This window comes from Methylobacterium sp. P5_C11 (assembly GCF_054049775.1).
This window is the reverse complement of the sequence record NZ_JBFULS010000059.1, coordinates 16,507-35,516: the sequence shown is the minus strand read 5'-3', so window position 1 is coordinate 35,516 and position 19,010 is coordinate 16,507. Positions and strand designations below refer to the sequence as shown.

Annotated in this window: 16 protein-coding genes and 1 tRNA gene; 12 read left to right on the top strand and 5 right to left on the bottom strand. The window is 71.7% G+C overall.

The genetic code is table 11. From position 1 onward, the window contains the following. Nucleotides 1-198: 198 nt before the first annotated feature. Together ACXJKQ_RS23335 and glgX are read left to right on the top strand one after the other, a co-directional pair. Nucleotides 199-1,620 (top strand): alpha,alpha-trehalose-phosphate synthase (UDP-forming), encoded by a 1,422-nt coding sequence (locus tag ACXJKQ_RS23335; RefSeq protein WP_457108078.1) that lies wholly within the window; start codon nucleotides 199-201, stop codon nucleotides 1,618-1,620. Nucleotides 1,621-1,899: 279 nt separating this feature from the next. Continuing rightward, nucleotides 1,900-4,017 carry a glycogen debranching protein GlgX gene (gene glgX, locus ACXJKQ_RS23330; protein WP_457108077.1) on the top strand — a complete coding sequence of 706 codons (2,118 nt, stop codon included), beginning with the start codon at nucleotides 1,900-1,902 and terminating at the stop codon, nucleotides 4,015-4,017. Nucleotides 4,018-4,038: 21 nt separating this feature from the next. Here glgX and ACXJKQ_RS23325 read toward each other — a convergent pair whose 3' ends face one another. Continuing rightward, on the bottom strand, nucleotides 4,039-4,983 hold the full coding sequence (locus ACXJKQ_RS23325; protein ID WP_012318471.1) for a ribose-phosphate pyrophosphokinase: 945 nt from the start codon (nucleotides 4,981-4,983) through the stop codon (nucleotides 4,039-4,041). 147 nt (nucleotides 4,984-5,130) lie between these two features. Further along, complete coding sequence (locus ACXJKQ_RS23320) at nucleotides 5,131-5,367, bottom strand: DUF4170 domain-containing protein (RefSeq protein WP_457108076.1); 237 nt, start codon at nucleotides 5,365-5,367, stop codon at nucleotides 5,131-5,133. A 168-nt stretch (nucleotides 5,368-5,535) separates the two neighbouring features. On the opposite strand from ACXJKQ_RS23320, the gene ACXJKQ_RS23315 reads away from it, so the two are divergent. Continuing rightward, complete coding sequence (locus tag ACXJKQ_RS23315) at nucleotides 5,536-5,940, top strand: hypothetical protein (protein WP_457108075.1); 405 nt, start codon at nucleotides 5,536-5,538, stop codon at nucleotides 5,938-5,940. A gap of 11 nt (nucleotides 5,941-5,951) precedes the next feature. On the opposite strand, the gene ACXJKQ_RS23310 is transcribed toward ACXJKQ_RS23315, so the two are convergent. The 3 genes from ACXJKQ_RS23310 to ACXJKQ_RS23300 all read right to left on the bottom strand — a co-directional run bounded on the left by ACXJKQ_RS23310 (nucleotide 5,952) and on the right by ACXJKQ_RS23300 (nucleotide 7,756). Next, the gene (locus ACXJKQ_RS23310; protein ID WP_457108074.1) at nucleotides 5,952-6,191 is read right to left on the bottom strand and encodes a hypothetical protein; all 240 of its coding nucleotides are present in this window, start codon (nucleotides 6,189-6,191) and stop codon (nucleotides 5,952-5,954) included. 226 nt (nucleotides 6,192-6,417) lie between these two features. Continuing rightward, a tRNA-Sec gene (locus tag ACXJKQ_RS23305) sits at nucleotides 6,418-6,510 on the bottom strand. Between the two features lie 124 nt (nucleotides 6,511-6,634). Then, a complete protein-coding gene (locus tag ACXJKQ_RS23300; protein WP_457108073.1) occupies nucleotides 6,635-7,756 on the bottom strand; it encodes an oxidoreductase in 1,122 nt (373 codons plus the stop codon). Nucleotides 7,757-8,085: 329 nt separating this feature from the next. Here ACXJKQ_RS23300 and ACXJKQ_RS23295 point away from each other — a divergent pair, with 329 nt between their 5' ends. The 9 genes from ACXJKQ_RS23295 (at nucleotide 8,086) to ACXJKQ_RS23255 (ending at nucleotide 18,953) form a co-directional block, all read left to right on the top strand. Continuing rightward, complete coding sequence (locus ACXJKQ_RS23295) at nucleotides 8,086-10,482, top strand: ATP-binding protein (RefSeq protein WP_457108072.1); 2,397 nt, start codon at nucleotides 8,086-8,088, stop codon at nucleotides 10,480-10,482. Next, nucleotides 10,479-11,843, top strand: coding sequence for a nitrogen assimilation response regulator NtrX (gene ntrX / locus ACXJKQ_RS23290; RefSeq protein ID WP_457108071.1), 1,365 nt, complete (start codon nucleotides 10,479-10,481; stop codon nucleotides 11,841-11,843). The genes ACXJKQ_RS23295 and ntrX overlap by 4 nt, the downstream gene beginning before the upstream one ends. 195 nt (nucleotides 11,844-12,038) lie before the next feature. Continuing rightward, on the top strand, nucleotides 12,039-12,290 hold the full coding sequence (gene hfq / locus ACXJKQ_RS23285) for an RNA chaperone Hfq (protein ID WP_007563033.1): 252 nt from the start codon (nucleotides 12,039-12,041) through the stop codon (nucleotides 12,288-12,290). Between the two features lie 205 nt (nucleotides 12,291-12,495). Next, nucleotides 12,496-13,908, top strand: coding sequence for a GTPase HflX (hflX, locus tag ACXJKQ_RS23280; protein ID WP_457108070.1), 1,413 nt, complete (start codon nucleotides 12,496-12,498; stop codon nucleotides 13,906-13,908). Further along, complete coding sequence (locus tag ACXJKQ_RS23275; protein WP_457108069.1) at nucleotides 13,908-15,233, top strand: adenylate/guanylate cyclase domain-containing protein; 1,326 nt, start codon at nucleotides 13,908-13,910, stop codon at nucleotides 15,231-15,233. Before hflX ends, ACXJKQ_RS23275 begins: the two co-directional genes overlap by 1 nt. Before the next feature lie 159 nt (nucleotides 15,234-15,392). After that, nucleotides 15,393-15,620: a hypothetical protein gene (locus ACXJKQ_RS23270; protein ID WP_457108068.1), complete on the top strand. Its 228-nt coding sequence runs from the start codon at nucleotides 15,393-15,395 to the stop codon at nucleotides 15,618-15,620. Between the two features lie 185 nt (nucleotides 15,621-15,805). Further along, entirely contained in the window at nucleotides 15,806-16,708 is a 903-nt protein-coding gene (locus ACXJKQ_RS23265; RefSeq protein ID WP_457108067.1) for a putative selenate ABC transporter substrate-binding protein, read from the top strand. Between the two features lie 5 nt (nucleotides 16,709-16,713). Continuing rightward, on the top strand, nucleotides 16,714-17,394 hold the full coding sequence (locus tag ACXJKQ_RS23260; protein ID WP_457108066.1) for an ATP-binding cassette domain-containing protein: 681 nt from the start codon (nucleotides 16,714-16,716) through the stop codon (nucleotides 17,392-17,394). After that, nucleotides 17,394-18,953 carry a PhnE/PtxC family ABC transporter permease gene (locus ACXJKQ_RS23255; protein ID WP_457108065.1) on the top strand — a complete coding sequence of 520 codons (1,560 nt, stop codon included), beginning with the start codon at nucleotides 17,394-17,396 and terminating at the stop codon, nucleotides 18,951-18,953. The genes ACXJKQ_RS23260 and ACXJKQ_RS23255 overlap by 1 nt, the downstream gene beginning before the upstream one ends. Nucleotides 18,954-19,010 lie beyond the last annotated feature (57 nt).

Here is a 19,010-nt window from a genome sequence, read left to right as displayed (position 1 = left end):
CGGGACGGAGCGGCCACCCTGTCCCGGATCGGCATGGCCTCGACTTGACCCGCGCCCGGCTTCACGCTTGGGTTGCCTTACGACCCGACCTAAGGATCGCGCAGGGCCTGCGCGCGTTCTGACATACAGTTGAAGTCCCGATGCAGGCGCGGCGAGATCCTCGACCAGACCCGCGCCCCTGATCCGGAGCCGACCCGCGTGGCACGCCTTGTGATCGTATCGAACCGCGTCGCCGTCCCGGAAGAGGGCGGCAAGGCGGTGGCGGCGGGCGGCCTCGCCGTCGCGGTCAAGGAAGCCTTCACGGCCTATGAGGGGCTGTGGTTCGGCTGGAGCGGCACCATCTCCGAGGAGCCCTCCGAGGAGCCGACGCTGATCGACCGGGGCCGGGTCCAGTACGCGGTCGTCGACCTCTCGCCGCAGGACCACCTGGAATACTACGCCGGTTTCGCGAATCGCGCCCTGTGGCCGATCATGCATTACCGGTTGGGGCTCGGCGCCTTCTCGCGCTCGGATTACGCCGGCTACAGCCGCGTCAACCGGACCTTCGCGCGGGCGCTCGCCAAGCTGGTGGAGCCCGACGACATCATCTGGGTCCACGATTATCACCTGCTGCCGCTCGCCGCCGAACTGCGCGGCCTCGGGCTCGACAACCCGATCGGCTACTTCCACCACATCCCCTGGCCCGCCGCCGACGTGTTCAACTCCCTGCCGGCGAGCGGCGAATTGCTGCGCGCCATCGTCGATTACGACCTGATCGGCCTGCAGACCGAGGCGGACGTCCAGAACCTGCAGCGCAACCTCGTCGACACCCAGCGGGCGATTCCCCTCGGCGGCGGCTCGCTGATGGTCGACGGGCGCCGCACCCGGATCCGCGCCTTCCCGATCGGCATCGACGTGGCCGGGTTCAAGGACGCCGCCGAGAAGGCGGGATCCAACAAGGTGGTCCGCGAGACCATGGCGGGCCTGCGCACCCGCAAGCTGCTGATCGGCGTCGACCGGCTCGACTATTCCAAGGGCGTGCCGGAGCGGATGGAGGCGGTGGAGAGCTTCTTCGCCTCCAATCCCGACCAGCGCGGCAACGTCACCTACATCCAGATCACGCCGAAATCCCGCAGCGAGGTGCCGGAATACGAGCAGCTCTCCCGCGACGTGAACGAGAAGGTCGGCGAGATCAACGGCTCGCTGGGCGACCCGGCCTGGACGCCGATCCAGTACATCACCAAGGCCTATCCGCGCCCGGTGCTGGCCGGCCTCTACCGGGCGGCCCGGGTCGGCCTCGTCACGCCGATGCGCGACGGCATGAACCTCGTCGCCAAGGAATACGTCGTCGCCCAGAGCGAGGACGATCCGGGGGTGCTGGTCCTGTCGAAATTCGCCGGCGCCGCCCGGCAATTGCCCGAGGCGCTGCTGATCAACCCCTACGACAAGTTCGAGGTCGCCGAGGCGATCCGCGCCGCGCTCTACATGCCCAAGGCCGAGCGGCTGGCGCGCTGGAAGCCGATGCTCGAGCGCATGACCCGCGAGGACGTCGACTGGTGGGCGCGCAACTTCCTGGCAGAACTCGAGAATTTCCGCACGGTCGAGCGCGAGCCCCCCGCCGCCGCCGCGGCCGCCGAATAGCGGGCTCAGTTTCGCTGACGCCGACGATGGCGATACCGCTTTGAGGCGCCATCGCGCTTGCAGGCCGCGCCATGCCCCCTCGCCCGCACGAGGGAGGGGACCCGAGCCGCATCCGGCCGACGACGGGATTGGATCCCCCGCGCGGATCCGCATCGCCCGCGGGCTTTGCGCGGACGGTGAAAACCGTATCTCTTCGAGTGTCTTGCCGTCGACCGCGGAGGCGGACTTGCTGCGCCGGCGCGCGCCTCGGCCGACGCTCAACCCAATCGGACCCTGCCCATGATCGCCGTCGATGACGGGGTGCCGGCGCCCCTCGGCGCCCATTTCGACGGGCGCGGCGTCAACTTCGCCCTGTTCTCCGAGCACGCCACCGCGGTCGACGTCTGCCTGTTCGAGGCGGGGGAGCGGCACGAGACCCGCACGGTGCGGCTGCCCTGCCGGACCGACGACGTCTGGCACGGCTACCTGCGCGGGGTGCTGCCGGGCCAGCTCTACGGCTACCGGGTGCACGGCCCCTGGGATCCGGCATCCGGCCACCGGTTCAACGCGTCGAAGCTGGTGCTCGACCCCTATGCCCGGGAGATCCGCGGCCGGATCCGATGGCACGACGCGCTCTACGGCCATCGCCGGGGCCGGGAGGACCGGATCGACCGGCGCGACAGCGCCGTCTACATGCCGAAATGCGTGGTCACCGCCCCCGAGGTGCCCGACCTCGCCCTCGATCCGGTGCGCCGGCCACTGGCCGAGACGGTGGTGTACGAGGCGCACGTCAAGGCGCTGACCCGCACCCATCCCGACATCCCCGAGGCGGAACGCGGCACCTACGCGGCGCTCGCCCATCCGGCGATCATCGCGCACCTCGTCAAGCTCGGGGTCACGGCCCTGGAACTGCTGCCGATCCACGCCTTCGCGGACGACCGCTTCCTGGTGGAGAAGGGGCTCGTCAATTTCTGGGGCTATCAGCCCCTCAGCTACTTCGCTCCGGATCCGCGCTATCTGGGGGAGGGCGGCCTCGGCGGCCTGAAGGCGGCGATCCGGGAGCTGAATGCCGCCGGGATCGAGACCTGGCTCGACGTGGTCTACAACCACACCGCAGAGGGCGACCACACCGGCCCGACCCTGTCGTTCCGCGGCATCGACAACGCCAGCTACTACAAGCTCGACCCCGCCGACCCGCGCCGCACCGTCGACTGCACCGGCTGCGGCAACACCTTCGACGCGAGCCACCCCCGGGTGATGCAGCTCGTGCTCGATTCCCTGCGCCACTGGGTCACCGCCTACGGGATCGCGGGCTTCCGCTTCGACCTCGCCTCGAGCCTCGGACGGGCGCCGCTGGCCTTCACCCCGCAGGCGGCCTTCTTCCAGGCCGTGGCGCAGGCTCCGGTGCTCGCCCGGGTCAAGATGGTGGCCGAGCCCTGGGACGTCGGGGAGGGGGGCTACCAGCTCGGCGGCTACCCGCGCGGCTGGAGCGAGTGGAACGACAAGTTCCGCGACGCCGCGCGGGGCTTCTGGAAAGGCGATTCCGCCACGCTCGCCAAGGTCACACAGGGGCTGACCGGTTCACGGGAAGTCTTCGCCCCGTCCCGGCGCTCGCCGCTGGCCAGCGTCAACTTCATCGCCAGCCACGACGGCTACACGCTGGCCGACACGGTATCGTACGAGGAGAAGCACAACGAGGCCAACGGCGAGGACAACCGCGACGGCCATAACCACAACGTCAGCCGCAACTACGGCGTCGAGGGCGACACCGACGACGCGGCGATCCTGGCGCTGCGCGCCCGCCAGAAGCGGAACATGCTGGCCACCGTGATGCTGGCCCAGGGCGTGCCGATGCTGCTGATGGGCGACGAGCGCTCCCGCAGCCAGGGCGGCAACAACAATGCCTATTGCCAGGACAACCCGACGAGCTGGATGGACTGGAGCACCGATCCGGACCCACATCTCACGGACTTCGTCGCCAACCTCCTGGCCCTGCGCCGGACCCAGCCGGCCCTGCGGCGGCGGCGCTTCTTCACCGGCGCGCTGATCGACCCGGACGAGCCCCTGCGCGACGTGCACTGGCTCTCCCCCGAGGGCACCGAGATGGAGGGGCGCCACTGGTCCGACGACGGGCTCCAGGTCTTCGGCATGCAGATCGGCAACGACGGCGATCCGGGCGACCGCCTCCTGATGCTGTTCAATGCCGGGGCGGAGGCCGTGAGCTTCCGCCTCGCCCCGGTGGTCGGCGGCCCGTGGAGTCCGGTCTTCGACACGGGCGAGCCCGCAGGCGCCCGCGCGCTGGACACGCCGGCCGTCGAAGCCGGGGCCGCCGTGCCGCTGCCGGGCCGCACGGTCCTGGTGCTCACCGCGCCGGGGACGGTGACTGGCGACCGGGGCGGCTGGATGCCGAGGGACTAGGGGCGTCCCCCGCCCGCCTCGTCAGTCGAACAGGCTGGAGACGCTGGATTCCGTCGCGGTCCGGCCGATCGCCTCGCCGAGCAGCGGCGCGATGGTCGCCACCCGGATGTTGCGGGCGAGCTTGACGGCCTGCGTCGGCTGGATCGAATCGGTGATCACCAGCTCCTTCATCCGCGAGGCGGCGATGCGGGAGACAGCCCCCCCCGACAGCACGCCGTGGGTGATGTAGGCCGAGACGTCCTTGGCGCCGGCGTTGAGCAGGGCCTCGGCGGCGTTGACCAGGGTGCCGCCCGAATCGACGATGTCGTCGACCAGGATGCAGGAGCGCCCCTCGACCTCGCCGATGATGTTCATCACCTCGGACTCGCCCGGGCGCTCGCGGCGCTTGTCGACGATGGCCAGCGGGCAGTCGATCCGCTTGGCGATGGCCCGCGCCCGGACCACGCCGCCGACGTCGGGGGAGACCACCATCCGGTCGGCGCTCGGCAGCCGCTCCTTGATGTCGCGCACCATCACGGGGGCGGCGAACAGGTTGTCGGTGGGGATGTCGAAGAAGCCCTGGATCTGGCCGGCATGGAGGTCGAGGGTCAGGACGCGGTCGGCGCCGGCCTCGGTGATCAGGTTCGCCACCAGCTTGGCCGAGATCGGCGTGCGGCCGGAGGTGCGCCGGTCCTGCCGGGCGTAGCCGAAATACGGGATCACCGCCGTGATGCGCCGGGCCGAGGACCGGCGCGCGGCGTCGATCATGATCAGCAGCTCCATCAAGTGGTCGTTCGCCGGGAACGAGGTCGACTGGACGATGAACACGTCCTCGCCGCGCACGTTCTCCTGGAGTTCGACGAAGATCTCCATATCGGCGAAGCGCCGGACCATGCACTTCGCGAGCGGCAGTTCGAGATAGGCCGCGATCGCCTCGGCCAGGGGCCGGCTGGCATTCCCGGCGATGATCTTGATCGAGGATTTCATGGGCGGCCGCTCACTCGCGGCCGGACCTTCCGCCGCTCTTGTCGAAGACCGGTCTCCCGGGGAGCCGGAACGATCCGATGACGGACGAGGCTCTTAGCAGCGGGCCGGAAGTGTCACAATGCCTTCACGGCCGTGCCGGACCGCCGCTCAGGGGGCCGGCGGCTCCAGAAGCCGGTGCAGGTGCACCACGAAGTAGCGCGTCTGCGCGCTGTCGACGGTGGCCTGGGCCTTGGCCCGCCACGCCGCCTGGGCGGAGGCGTAGTCCGGGAAGATGCCGACGATGTCGAGGTTCTTGATGTCCCGGAACCGGACCCCGTCGAGATCCTGCAATTCACCGCCGAAGACCAGGTGCAGCCTCTGGTTGCTTTCGATTTCCGTCGTCATGGCCGGTCCTCCCGTTCGCCTGCGGCGCTCGCAAATGGCGGGCCTCCGGTCAAGCCTGTGCCCCCGCAGCCGAGCCCTGAGCCCTTCGCAGGTCTGCGCGATGGCAGGTCCCGGGCGCGGCGCCGCGGCGGACGCGCAACCCCGGGGGCGGCGTGCTAGGAGCGGCCCATGACACGCCGATTTCCCGCCCCCGTCGTCATCGCCGCCCTGACGCTCGGCCTCTGCGCGGCGCCAGCCCTGGCGCAGCAGGCGCCCCGCGCCCCCGGCCGGCCCGGATCCGACAGGAACGCCCCCGACCGGCGCGCCGCCCCGCCGGTGATCGGCTGCCCGTCGCTCGCCAATTACCGGATGCTGATGCGCGACGGCGCGGCGGCGGCCGCCGCGCACCTGGCCGATCCCAAGGCCGACCATCTCGGCTGCACGGCGCTGGCGCGGGCGGAGATCACCGGCCTCGTCGACAAGGTGACCCTGGGCGGCCAGAACTACGATTGCATCGGCGTGCGGGGCACCACGGCCTGCCACTGGGTCGAGGCCGGGACGATCCCCGTCGGCTCCGGTCCGGCCAAGCGCTGACGGGCCAACCCTCAGCGCAGATGGCCGCTGGCGCGCAGATCCCGCTCGACGGCCTCGTGGACGGCCTCAAGCGGGTTGTCGTTGATGGCGGCGGGCGGATGCAGCGGCGCCATCGGGGCGGGCCGCGTGTCGAGGCCCGGGAGGATCGCGGGTCCGGGCTCAGGCCGGGATACCACCGGCCGGCGCGCCGCGAGGGTCCGCAGCGCCTCGCGGGCGCCGGGCGGGAGGAAGGTGACGAGTCTGTCCAGCATGACCGGCCTCAGCGCGCACGGCCCGCCGGGACCGGCGGGAACGGGACGGTGGCGGCGGAACGGTTCTTCACGGGAGTCACCAGCGCAGGAACAGTCCCTTGAAACGGATCTGCACCCCCGCAGTTCCGTTACGCCAGTATTGCCAATTTTGCCGCGCGTGTCGCCTGGATATCCGCGAACACTGATTTATCGGTCAATGCGATCTGAAAAACGGCGATCTGAAAAATGGCGGAAGCGGATGGGAATCGAACCCACCGTACGCTGTTGGCGTACCGCTGGTTTTGAAGACCAGGAGGGCCACCAGACCCCGTTCGCCTCCACGGACGGGGTTACGGGCCGTCCTCGGTGGGGTCAAGGCCCGGCACGGCCCGTGCCGGGTGGTCCGACGCGACAGCGCGCAAAGGTCGCGCCGCCGGGGCAGCCCGCGTCGAAGATCGCCCGCGTCAGGGATCGGCCTCGTCCGGCGTGAGCGGGAGGCCGACCGACGTCCCGGTGCGGTCCGACAGGCGGGCGGCCTCGAGGCACGCCATCACCCGGACCCCCTCCAGCGCCGCCCGATCGTCGACCGCCCCCTGCAGGAGCGTCTCGGCTATCCCCTGGTAGAACCGCCGCTGGTCCCCCGCCACGGCCGGCGCGCGCGTCACCGTCCCGGTCCCGTCGTGGATCTCCAGCCCGTCCGGGTCCTCCCCCCATCCCGGCGCGCCCGGCGCCAGCCCGGCCAGCAATTGCCGCTCCTGAGGGTCGGGGCCGTGCTTGATCAGGCTGCCGGCCTCGCCGTGGACCACGAAGCGGGGCGATCCGCCGGCGACGAGCAGGCTCGCGTGCAGCACCACCCGCAGTCCCGGATACGCCAGCACCGCGTGAGCCCAGTCGTCGGAGCGCGCCCCGGCGCGGAGCCGGCCCAGCTGCGCGGTCACCCGCTCGGGGAGGCCGAAGAGCTGAAGCGCCTGGTCCACGAGATGCGGACCGAGATCGTACCAGATCCCGCTGCCCGGACCGTCGCCCTCGCGCCACCGGTCGCGGACCTGCGGGCGGAACCGGTCGAAGCGGGATTCGAAATGCCGCACCGGACCGACGGCGCCCGCCGCGATGGCGCTGCGGAGACTCAGGAAATCGCTGTCCCAGCGGCGGTTGTGGAAGATCGCGAGCAGACGGCCCCGGCTCCGGGCCGCCGCGCGCAGCGCCCGCGCCTCGGCGAGATCGAGGGTGAAGGGCTTGTCGACGACGACATGCCGCCCCGCCGCCAGGGCGGCCCGCGCCAGGGGCGCGTGGGTGTCGTTCGGGGACGCGATCACGACAAGGTCGACGGCCTCCGAGGTCGCGACCGCGACGGGGTCGGCGGCCACCGCGACGCCGGGGCATTCGGCCTCGACCCGGGCGGGATCGCGCGAGGCGATCAACCGGAGGTCGAGACCCGAGACGGAGCGGATCAGGGGCGCGTGGAAGGTCCGGCCGGAATAGCCGTAGCCGATCAGGCCGACCCGGATCGCGGGGGCCGTCACCGCGTCGCACCGTCGCGACAGCGGGGCGGCGCCGGGACGGATACGGGCGACGCGCGCGCGCATCGTTCGTCCCATCCCGTAAGGACCGCGCTTCATCGGGCGACGCCCTCCATGCTTTCCACAACGCGCAAGAAGAAATTCTGTAACCCGCGCCACAGAACCGTTCGATCGATCGGCGAACACCGACTCTTCTTCGGGATCAGCGTAACACTTGGCACGCCCGGCAGCCAAGCCGCCGCGCAATACGAAGCCTGATCTTCCGGGCCGGCCTTCCCCGGTCCGCGGCCGGGTGCTGCCTCCGCCCTTCGCCGCGGCGCAGGGGTGAACCGGCCATCACCGTCCGGCCCGAATTCGTATTAATTCCGCCACACTGTTGTGGCCCTGCACCAGTCATGCCGTTCCCGCGACGCTCACGGACCGAGGAAGTCCCCGCGCCCGACCCCGACGGGTCGGGCGACGGCGCAGGCCAGGACGCGGCCCGGGCGCCCGCTGCCCCCCTGGCGGAGTCCCTGCGGCCGGGCCCCCGCGGCCCGGGCTGGATCGGCGCCGCCATGGTGGTCACCGCCCTGGTCTCGGCGCTGGCGACCTTCCTGATCCTGGCCGGCGTGATCCGGGTGACGCCGACGCCGGCCTACGGCGTGACGCTCCTCGCCATCAACGCCGCCCTGGTGCTCGGGCTGGCCGTCATCATCGCCTGGGAGGCGCGGGTCTTCCTGCACGCCCGCAAGGCCAACGCCGCGGTGGCGCGGCTGCACACCCGCATCGTCGGCCTGTTCTCGCTGATCGCGATCCTGCCGACGATCCTGCTCGCCGTGGTCGCCTCGGTGACCATCGACCGGGGCCTGTCGCTCGGCTTCACCGACCGGGTCCGCGACGTGGTGCTGAAATCCGTGGAGGTGGCCGACGCCTACCAGGAGAACCAGTGCCAGAGCCTCGCCCGGGAGATCCGCATCTTGGCCGACGACCTCACCCGCGCCCGGCCGAATTTCGACGTGAACCGGGACTGGTTCCAGACCTTCCTGACCACCCGGGCGACCAATCTCGGCCTGCCGGTGGCGCAGATCATGCGCGGCCCCACCGAGGTGGTGGCCCGGGCCAAGATCGACGTCCTGAAGACGAACCGCCTGCCCTCCGCGGCGGCCTTCGAGGACGCGGCGAACTCCGCCGACCCGATCTGCCTCCTGCCCACCGAGGGCCGGGTCTTCGCCGCGCTCCTGCGCATGCCGGCCTACGACGACGCCGTGCTGATGGTGCAGCGGGAGGTGAGCCAGCTCGCCATCGACTTCCCCGGCGTGTCCCGGGCGGCGGCGGCCGAGTACCTCACCTACGATTCGCTGCGCCGCTCGATCCAGATCACCTTCGCGTCGGTGTTCCTGCTGATCGCGCTGATCGCGCTGCTCTCGGCCGTATGGTTCGGGATGAACTTCGCCAACCGGTTCGTGGCGCCGATCCGCCGGCTGATCAACGCCGCCGACCAAGTGGCATCCGGCAACTTCTACGCCCAGGTTCCGACCAAGAAGACCAGCGGCGACCTCGCCCATCTCGGCGAGAGCTTCAACAAGATGACCCAGGAGCTGCGCCGCCAGCATGCCGGCCTGATCGCGGCGAGCGACCTGATCGACACCCGCCGCCGGTTCACCGAGGCGGTGCTGTCGGGGGTCTCGCCCGGGGTGATCGGCCTCGACGCGGCGGGCTTCGTCACCATCGCCAACCCGGCCGCCGAGCGGATGCTCGATCTGGAGAGCGAGGCCCTGGTCGGTCAGCCGCTCGGCCGGGCGGTGCCGGAACTCGCCCCCGTCCTCGCCGAGAGCGAGGCCCGCCCGCGCAGCCTGCAGCAGCAGCAGATCCAGCTCGCCCGATCCCGGGGCGAGCGCACCATCACGGTGCGGGTGACGAGTGAGCAGGCGCAAGGCGCGCCCCGCGGCTCGGTGGTGACGCTGGACGACATCACCGACCTCGTCCAGGCGCAGCGCAGCTCCGCCTGGGGCGACGTGGCGCGCCGCATCGCCCACGAGATCAAGAACCCGCTGACTCCGATCCAGCTCTCCGCCGAGCGGATCCGGCGCAAGTACGGGAAGGTCATCACGGCCGACAAGGAGGTGTTCGACCAGTGCACCGCCACGATCGTGCGCCAGGTGGACGAGATCAAGCGCATGGTCGACGAGTTCTCGGCCTTCGCGCGGATGCCCAAGCCCGCGATCGCGCCGAACGACCTCACCGAGATCGCCAAGCAGAACCTGTTCATGATGCGCGTGGCGCACCCGGACATCGACTTCGCGTTCTCGGCCCAGGGCGGCGCGGGGAGTGCGGAAAAGATCGTGGCGGCCTTCGACATCCGGCTGCTCAGCCAGGTGATCACCAACATCCTGAAGAACGCCGTCGAGGCGGTGGCCGAGGTGCCGGAGGCCGAGCTCGGCAAGGGCAAGATCGCCCTGAGCCTCGCCGTCGAGGACGGGTTCGCGGTGATCGCCGTCACCGACAACGGCAAGGGATTCCCCGCCGAGGGGCGCCAGCGCCTGCTCGAGCCCTACATGACCACCCGCGAGGGCGGGACCGGGCTGGGGCTTGCCATCGTCAGCAAGGTGCTGGAGGAGCACGGCGGCGGGATCGAGCTGAACGACAATCCCGCCGGYCGCGGCGGCCAGGTGCGGATGCGGGTGCCGCGCGAGCACGGGCACGAACCGTCCGCCGCAGGTCCCGGCACCAAGACCCCGGAGACCCGTCCCGGCACGACAGAGGAGAAGGGCGCCGCACCGACGGCCCCCCGGATCGCGGAGATGCACGCATGAGCGCCGATATCCTGATCGTCGACGACGAGGCCGACATCCGCGACCTCGTGGCCGGCATCCTGGACGACGAGGGCCACCGCTGCCGCACGGCCGGCGGCTCGGACGAGGCGCTCGCCGCCATCGAGGCGCGCCGGCCGCACCTCGTCTTCCTCGACATCTGGCTGCAGGGCTCGCGCCTCGACGGCCTGCAGGTGCTCGACCTGATCAAGGCGGCGAACCCCGACCTGCCGGTGGTGATGATCTCGGGCCACGGCAACATCGAGACCGCGGTCTCGGCCATCAAGGCGGGCGCCTACGACTTCATCGAGAAGCCGTTCAAGGCCGACCGGCTGATCCTGGTGGCCGAGCGGGCGCTCGAGGCCTCGCGGCTCCGGCGGGAGGTCCGCGACCTGACGGCGCGCTCCGGCGCCACCAACCGCATCGTCGGCGGCTCCCTGGCGATCAACCAGCTGCGCCAGACCCTCGACCGGGTGGCGCCGACCAATGCCCGGGTGATGATCACGGGGGCGCTGGGCTCCGGCAAGGAACTCGCCGCCCGCAGCCTGCACAAGGCCTCGGCCCGGGCGAACGGCCCGTTCGTGCTGCTGAACGCGGCCGCGATCCTGCCCGAGACCATGGAGGCTGAGCTGTTCGGGGTCGAGGGCGAGAGCGGCCGGCGGGTCGGCGCCCTGGAGGAGGCCCATGGCGGCACCCTCTACCTCGACGAGGTCGCCGACATGCCGCGGGAGAGCCAGAACCGGATCCTGCGCGTCCTCGTCGACCAGAATTTTCAACGGGTCGGCGGCACCACCCGGGTGCATGTCGACGTGCGGATCATCTCGTCCTCGTCCCGGGATCTGCAGGAGGAGATCGCCGCCGGCCGCTTCCGCGAGGACCTGTTCCACCGCCTCTCGGTGGTGCCGATCCGGGTGCCGGCCCTGTCGGAGCGCCGCGAGGATGTGCCCGAGCTGATCCAGTTCTTCATGGACAACATCTCGTCCCAGACTGGCCTGCCCAAGCGCCGGATCGCCGAGGACGCGATGGCGGTGCTGCAGTCGCACAACTGGCCGGGGAACGTGCGCCAGCTCAAGAACAACGTCGAGCGGCTGATGATCCTGACCCAGGCCGACCCGGAGCAGGAGGTCACCTCCGAGATGCTGCCCTCCGAGATCGGCGCCCTGGTGCCGACGACGCCCGGCGGCGCGGGCGGCGAGAAGCTGATGAGCCTCGCCCTCCGGGAGGCCCGCGAGATCTTCGAACGGGAATACCTCGTGGCCCAGATCGCGCGGTTCTCGGGCAACATCTCCCGCACCGCCGAGTTCATCGGGATGGAGCGCTCGGCCCTGCACCGCAAGTTGAAGTCCCTCGGCATCGGCCCGTGAACCGGGGTCGGGCCGGCGCGGTGAGAGTGGTGCCGATCCGTCACGGTTGACGCCGGCGCGGGGGTTGCTTGCGCCCCCGCTTTCGCCAAGTCATGGTGCTTGTATACAAAGCCGCGGGCGGGATGGTCGGGTGATCCGGCCCGCGACAGATCCATCCCGGGCGGCTCGATCCGGGACAACAAGAAGGCCAAGAAGATGGCGGGCGAACGCGCACAGAACCTTCAGGACACGTTTCTCAACCATGTCCGCAAGAACAAGATCCCGCTGACCATCTTCCTCGTGAACGGCGTCAAGCTGCAGGGCGTGGTGACGTGGTTCGACAATTTCTGCGTGCTGCTGCGCCGGGACGGGCACTCGCAGCTGGTCTACAAGCACGCGATCTCCACGATCATGCCGGGCCACCCGGTACAGCTGTTCGAGCCGGACGAGACCGCCGAGAAGGCGTGAGGGCCGGCGGCAGGGCGCGGGCGGGGCCGATGTGCGCCTCTCCCTCCCCCGCAGAGGGGGGAGGGCGGTCGTGCGCGGTCCGCACCCGTGCGGAATCTGTGTCCGTGCCCGCCCGGCATCTTGGCCCGGCCCGCCCGCATCCCCATTCTGACGGATCCGACTTCTCGAACGAAGCCGCCGGTCCGCCGTCGGCGCCAAAGGCCGTATGACCGAAACGCTGACGCCCGGCGAAGCCCGCCTCCAGGCGCAGGCCGCCCCCGAGGGTGAGATCGCCGCGGCGACCCACACCCTGGTGATCGGTCCCTACCTCGCGCGCGGCGCATCGGGGGCCGGGCACGGGCCGGCCGCGCCCACCCGCTCCGTCGAGGCACGCCTCGACGAGGCGACCGGGCTCGCCGCCGCGATCGAACTCGACGTGCTCGAGAGCCTCGCCGTCAGCCTGCCGCGGATCCGCCCCTCGACCTATCTCGGCAAGGGCCGGGTCGAGGAGATCGCCGGCCTGATTCGCGCCCGCGAGATCGGCCTCGTGGTGATGGACTGCGCCCTCTCGCCGGTGCAGCAGCGCAATCTCGAGAAGGAATGGGGCGCCAAGGTCATCGACCGCACGGGCCTGATCCTGGAGATCTTCGGGCGGCGCGCCTCGACGCGTGAGGGAACCCTTCAAGTCGAGCACGCGCATCTTGCTTACCAGAAATCCCGGCTCGTGCGGTCGTGGACCCACCTGGAGCGCCAGCGCGGCGGCTTCGGCTTCCTGGGCGGCCCCGGCGAGACCCAGATCGAGGCCGACCGGCGCATGATCCAGGAGCGCATGACCCGGATCGAGCGCGACCTCGACGCGGTGGTCCGCACCCGGGGCCTGCACCGGCAGAGCCGGGCGCGGGTGCCGTACCCGATCGTGGCGCTCGTCGGCTACACCAATGCCGGCAAGTCGAGCCTGTTCAACGCCCTGACCCGCGCCGAGGTCACCGCCAAGGACATGCTGTTCGCCACCCTCGACCCCACCGCCCGGGCGACCAAGCTGCCCCACGGCGAGACCGTGATCCTGTCCGACACGGTGGGCTTCATCTCCGACCTGCCGACGCCGCTGATCGCCGCCTTCCGGGCGACCCTGGAGGACGCCATCGAGGCGGACGTGCTGCTCCACGTGCGCGACGTCTCCCACGTCGATTCCGAGGCCCAGGCCGAGGATGTCGGCGAGGTCCTTCGCGAACTCGGCATCGAGACCAGCGCCGACCGGATCATCGAGGTCTGGAACAAGGCCGACCTCCTCGACGACGCCGAGCGCACCCGGCTCCTGAACCTGAGCGGCCAGGCCAAGGCCCGCAACGACCGCGACAGCGCCGCGCCGGTCCTGGTCTCGGCCGTGACCGGGGAGGGGCTCGCGGCCCTGTCGGCGCGGATCGAGGCCCGGATCGGGCGCAACCGCGCGAGCTTCGCGGTGGCGCTGCCGCCGGAGGACGGGGCGGCGCTGAACTGGCTCTACGAGAACGCCGAGATCCTCGACCGCCGGTCCGAGGCCGACGGCACCCTGCACCTCGCGGTCCGGATCGCTCCCGAGAAGGAGCCGCGCTTCCTCAACCGCTTCGCGGCGGCCCGGCGCCTCGGCCGGGGGGGCTGATGGCCGCGGGCGGCGTCGGCAACCCGCCGCTGCCCGGCCTGCGGGCCGCGCGGGCGCCGGTGGCGGCGAGGAMGGATCCGGGATCGGACGACGCAGCGGTGCTGCGGGCCATGCAGGCGGGCGGCGGTCTGCGCCTCCTCGGCCTGCGCGTGGTGATCGTGCTGGTGCTGCTGATGGCGGCCCAGGCCTATGACGGCTCGCTGCACGCCCTGAGCCACTGGTTCATCCTCGGGCTCTACGGTCTGGGCACGGTCTGGTTCGGGCTCCGGGAGCGGGGCGGCGGACCCACGGCCAACGCCTACGGCTGGGCCGGCACCGGGCTCAATGCCGGGCTCGCCGTCTACGTCATCATCGAGCACATGATGGCCGGGGGCGGGGCAGGCCTCGGCGCCGACGCGGTGAGCCGCCTGCCCGCCTTCCTGCTCCTGCTCCAGACCGGCCTGAGCATGCGGGTGACGCAGACCCTGGTGTTCTGCGCACTGGTCACCCTGTGCTGGAGCGCGGCCTTCCTGGTCGGGGTCCTGCAGCCGGAGCTGTTCCCGAGCCCCGACACCTTCCCGACCGCGCAGGTGACCGGGCTCGCCACCTTCGTGGCGGCGGGCCTCCTGGTGGTCGACGGCACGGCCCGCCTGCGCGCCGCGGTGACCCGGGCGCTGCGCATGGAGCACGAGCGGACCCAGCTCGCCCGCTTCGTGCCCGACACGGTCGCCCTCGACCTCGCCGCCGAGGACGGCGAGTCCGGCCTCGGCATCCACCGGCGCCACGCCTGCCTGATGATGCTCGACATCCGCGGCTTCTCGCGGATGAGCCGCGAGCACCCGCCCGAGGCGATGGTGACGGCCCTGCTCGCCGTCCGGGCGGCCGCACAGGCGGCGGTGGCGGAGCAGGGCGGCCTCGTCGACAAGTATATCGGCGACGCGGTGCTGGTGCAGTTCGTCGTCGGCCGCCCCGACGCGCAGGCCCGGGCGGCGCTGGCCTGCGCCCTGTCGATCCGCGACCGGATCGCCGCCCTCAACGCCGCCCGGGCGCGGGAGGGCCTGTTCGCCCTGCGGGTCGTGGTCGCCCTGCATGCGGGCGACCTCCTGGTCGGTGTCTTCGACGATGGGGTGCGGGCCGAGTACACGGTGCTGGGTCCGGCGATGAACGCCCTGGCGCGGATCGAGACCCAGGCCAAGGCGGCCGAGATCGAGCTCGCCGCCTCGGGGGATTTTCTCGACCTGCTCGGCGGCGTGCTCCCGGCCGGGATCCGGTCGGTCCCGGTCCCGGATGCCGCCCTGCCGGAGCACCTCACCCTGTCGGCGCTTGCGGTGGCTCCCGGCGCCTGACCCGGCCACCGTCCACCGTCCCGGGCGCAGGCCGCGCGCGGGAACGGGGCATCCCCCGTTGCAGGATGCCGCACCGCGACGCGCGACCGTCTCCGGAACCGGAGCGGTTCTGGTCCGTTCGGTCGGCGCGACGCAGGGTCGCTGAAAGACATCCGCCCCATGAACAAGATCATCCTCGGCGCGACGCTCGCACTCGGCCTCGTCCTCGGCACGGCGGCGCCGGTCCTGGCAGCCCCCGGGGACGGCCTCAACCGGAATGCCGCCGCCACCGGCAACAGCAATTTCGGCGGCATGCACCGCACCGCCCGGATGCAGTCGCGGATGGCGCGCCACCGCATGATGCACCGGCATCACCACCGCCACATGATGCGCCGGCACGCGCGCTGATCGGCCGCCCCCGCCCCCCGCGCTTCGCGGCGGGCAGGGGGCTCGCCAAGGGGGTGCCCGCCGGGCCTGCCAGGGGATGTCCGCGGGACGTCTGCGGCCCGCGATGGTGTGGCCGGAGGCGATCTCTGCTACGCCGCCCGTCGAGATGCGCCGGTCGGAGCCGGGCGCGGCGAGGCGGACAGCCCATGCGGCGATCAGGATGGTTCGGGCGGCTCGCCCTCGGCGGCTTGGCCGCCCTGACGGGGATCGCGATGGCCGCCGCGCCGGTTCGGGCGCAGGACAGGACGGTCCCGCCCCTCGTCTTCACGGGCATCCCCGACCAGGACGAGAGCCGCCTCGTCGAGCGCTTCGGCAAGGTCGCCACCTATCTCGAGGCCAAGCTCGCCGTGCCGGTGCGCTACATTCCGGTGAAGAGTTACCCGGCCGCCGTCACCGCCTTCACCAACGGGCAGGTGCAGCTCGCGTGGTTCGGCGGCTTCACCGGCGTCCAGGCGCGCAGGGCCGTGCCGGGCTCCCAGGCGATCGCGCAGGGCGCCGAGGACGCGGCGTTCAAGACCTACCTCATCGCCAACGCCGCCACCGGTCTGAAGCCGGGCCAGGACTTCCCGAAAGCCATCGCGGAAAAAACCTTCACGTTCGGCGCCCGCGCCTCGACCTCCGGGCGGCTGATGCCGGAATACTTCATCCGGCAGGCTTTTCCGGGGAAGAGCCCCGAGGAGGTCTTTTCCCGCGTCGGCTTCTCGGGCGATCACAGCCGCACCATCCAGCTCGTCCAGTCCGGCGCCTTCGCGGTCGGCGCCGTGGACTACTCGGTCTGGGACCTCGACACCAAGGCCGGCAAGGTCGACCGACGCGCGGTCTCGGTGATCTGGGAGAGCCCGACCTTCCCCGACTACCAGTGGACCGTGCGGGGCGACGTGGACCAGACCTACGGTTCGGGCTTCACCGAGAAGCTGCGGGCGGCGCTGACCGGCATCACCGATCGGGCGATCCTGGAGCCGTTCGGGCGCTCGAAGTTCATCCCCGTGACCAATGCCGCCTACGTGCCCCTGGTCGCGGTCGGCCAGTCCACCGGCCTGCTGGACTGAAGCGCGTGGCGGGCGGCGCGGAGGCCGGGGGGGCCATCGTTCTCCGGAACGCCGCCGCGGCCTATGACGGGCGCCCGGTGCTGTCCGGCATCGACCTGACCGTGCAGGCGGGCGAGCACGTCGCCCTGATGGGCCGCTCGGGGGCCGGCAAGTCGACCCTGATCGGCCTGATCCACGCCCAGGCGCCCGAGCGGGTGGCTTTGGTGCCCCAGGCCGCCGCCCTGGTGCGGCCGCTCTCGGTGTTCCACAACGTCTATATGGGCCGCCTCGACCGGCGCTCGACCCTGCACAACCTGCGCAATCTGGTCCGGCCGGCCCGGGCCGACGTCGCCGCCGTGGAGGCGGTCCTCGACCGGGTCAGGCTCTCGGACAAGCTCTGGGCGCGGGCCGGGGAATTGTCCGGCGGGCAGCAGCAGCGCGTCTCGGTGGCCCGCGCCCTCTACAACGGCCGGCCGATCCTGGTGGGGGACGAGCCGGTCTCGGCGCTGGACCGCCAGCAGGGCGGCCGGATCCTCGCCGAGCTGGCCCGCAGCCACGAGACCCTGATCCTGGCGCTGCACGACGTCGCCCTGGCGCTGGCCCATACCGACCGGATCGTGGTCCTGGAGGCCGGCCGGATCGTCCTCGACGCGCCCGCGGCGGGCCTCGATCCGGCGCAGCTCAGCCCCTTCTACGAGGCCGCCTGATGCGCGCCGTCGCGCGCAAGGCCGCGTTCCGGCCGCGGCCGGGCTACGCGGCGGTGAGCCGCTGGTTCCTGGCCACGGCACTCGCCGGCCTGCTGGTGGCGGACCTGCAGGTCACGACGCTCCACCCCTTCGCCGACCTCGCCCGGCTCCTCGGCGGCCTGATCCGGCCCGATTTCCCCGCCGTGGAGGGCTGGAGCGTCGTCACCACGGTGGCCTTCGCGATGCTCGGCGTCGGGCTGGGCGCCGGGACGGGACTGCTGCTGGCGATCCCCTTCGCCCGCTCGCGGATTGTCCGGCTCGCCTGCGCGGGCCTGCGCGCCGTCCACGAGCTGTTCTGGGCGCTGCTGCTGATGCAGGTCTTCGGGCTCTCGGCGACCACCGGGGTGCTCGCCATCGCGCTGCCCTACGCGGGCATCTGCGCCAAGGTCTACGCCGAGCTGATCGAGGAGGCCGACCTCGCGGCGCTCCGGGTCCTGCCAGCAGGCACCGGCGCGGTCTCGGCCTTCCTGTACGCCCGCCTGCCCGAGGTGGCCGGGCGCATGCGCGACTACACCCTCTATCGCCTGGAATGCGGCCTGCGCTCCAGCCTCGTGCTCGGCTTCATCGGCCTGCCGACCATGGGCTTCGCCTTCGAATCCGCCTTCCGCCAGGGCCGCTACGCCGAGGCCGGGGCGCTGCTCCTGATCTTCTACGCGCTGATCGGAACCCGGCGGCTCTGGGTGCGCGCCAGGACTCTCCCCGTCCTCCTCGTCGGCGCCGCGCTGGTGCTGCCGCCGACCGTCGGCAGCGCGGCGATCGGCCCGAGCCTCGCCCGCTTCCTCGGCCACGATATCGTGCCGGCCCCGCTCCGGGGCGCGTCCCTGGCCGAGCCCGAAACCTGGGCGCGATTCGGATCGTGGCTGCGCCCGATCCTGACCGGGCAGGTCCTGCCCGGCACGGCCCAGACCCTGATCCTGGCGCAGATCGCCCTGGCGGCCACCGCCCTCGGAGCCCTGGTCCTGTTCCCCCTGACCGCGCGGCGCTTCGCCGGCCCGGTCGGGCGGCCCCTGGGGCGGGCGCTCCTCGTGGTGGTGCGCTCCACGCCGGAATACATGCTGGCCTATCTGGGCCTGCAGCTGCTCGGCCCCTCGATGCTGCCGGCGATCCTCGCCCTGGCGCTGCACAATGCCGGCATCGTCGCCTACCTGATGGGCCGGCACGCCGACGCGATCCCCTACCGGGCCGACGCCCCCCGGGGCCTCGACCTCTACGCCTACGAAACCGTGCCGCGCCTCTACGGGCAGTTCCTGGCCTACCTGCTCTATCGCTGGGAGCTGATCCTGCGGGAGAGCGCGATCTTCGGGATCCTGGGGGTCACGACCTTGGGCTTCTACGTCGACGCCGCGATCTCGGAGCTGCGCCTCGACGTCGCCGTGGTTCTGATCGCCGCCACCGCCCTGGTGACGGTGGCGGTCGACGCCTTCTCGCGGGCGCTACGCCGGTCCCTGCGGATCGACGCCCTGCCGACCCGGCTGTCCGGGCCGCGGCCGATCACCGGGGCGGAGGCGGCGGACGGCTGATCCGGGCGCCGTCCTTGCGAGCGAAGCGAAGCAATCCAGGGTCGCGCCAGGCTAATG

Excerpts from the sequence above, each read along its gene's own strand:
- ACXJKQ_RS23300 (WP_457108073.1), bottom strand. The coding sequence starts at position 7,756 with ATGCGCGCGCGCGTCGCCCGTATCCGTCCCGGCGCCGCCCCGCTGTCG.
- ACXJKQ_RS23315 (WP_457108075.1), top strand. The coding sequence starts at position 5,536 with ATGACACGCCGATTTCCCGCCCCCGTCGTCATCGCCGCCCTGACGCTC.
- ACXJKQ_RS23320 (WP_457108076.1), bottom strand. The coding sequence starts at position 5,367 with ATGACGACGGAAATCGAAAGCAACCAGAGGCTGCACCTGGTCTTCGGC.
- ACXJKQ_RS23255 (WP_457108065.1), top strand. The coding sequence starts at position 17,394 with ATGCGCGCCGTCGCGCGCAAGGCCGCGTTCCGGCCGCGGCCGGGCTAC.
- glgX (WP_457108077.1), top strand. The coding sequence starts at position 1,900 with ATGATCGCCGTCGATGACGGGGTGCCGGCGCCCCTCGGCGCCCATTTC.
- ntrX (WP_457108071.1), top strand. The coding sequence starts at position 10,479 with ATGAGCGCCGATATCCTGATCGTCGACGACGAGGCCGACATCCGCGAC.
- ACXJKQ_RS23265 (WP_457108067.1), top strand. The coding sequence starts at position 15,806 with ATGCGGCGATCAGGATGGTTCGGGCGGCTCGCCCTCGGCGGCTTGGCC.
- ACXJKQ_RS23325 (WP_012318471.1), bottom strand. The coding sequence starts at position 4,983 with ATGAAATCCTCGATCAAGATCATCGCCGGGAATGCCAGCCGGCCCCTG.
- ACXJKQ_RS23310 (WP_457108074.1), bottom strand. The coding sequence starts at position 6,191 with ATGCTGGACAGACTCGTCACCTTCCTCCCGCCCGGCGCCCGCGAGGCG.
- ACXJKQ_RS23270 (WP_457108068.1), top strand. The coding sequence starts at position 15,393 with ATGAACAAGATCATCCTCGGCGCGACGCTCGCACTCGGCCTCGTCCTC.
- hflX (WP_457108070.1), top strand. The coding sequence starts at position 12,496 with ATGACCGAAACGCTGACGCCCGGCGAAGCCCGCCTCCAGGCGCAGGCC.
- hfq (WP_007563033.1), top strand. The coding sequence starts at position 12,039 with ATGGCGGGCGAACGCGCACAGAACCTTCAGGACACGTTTCTCAACCAT.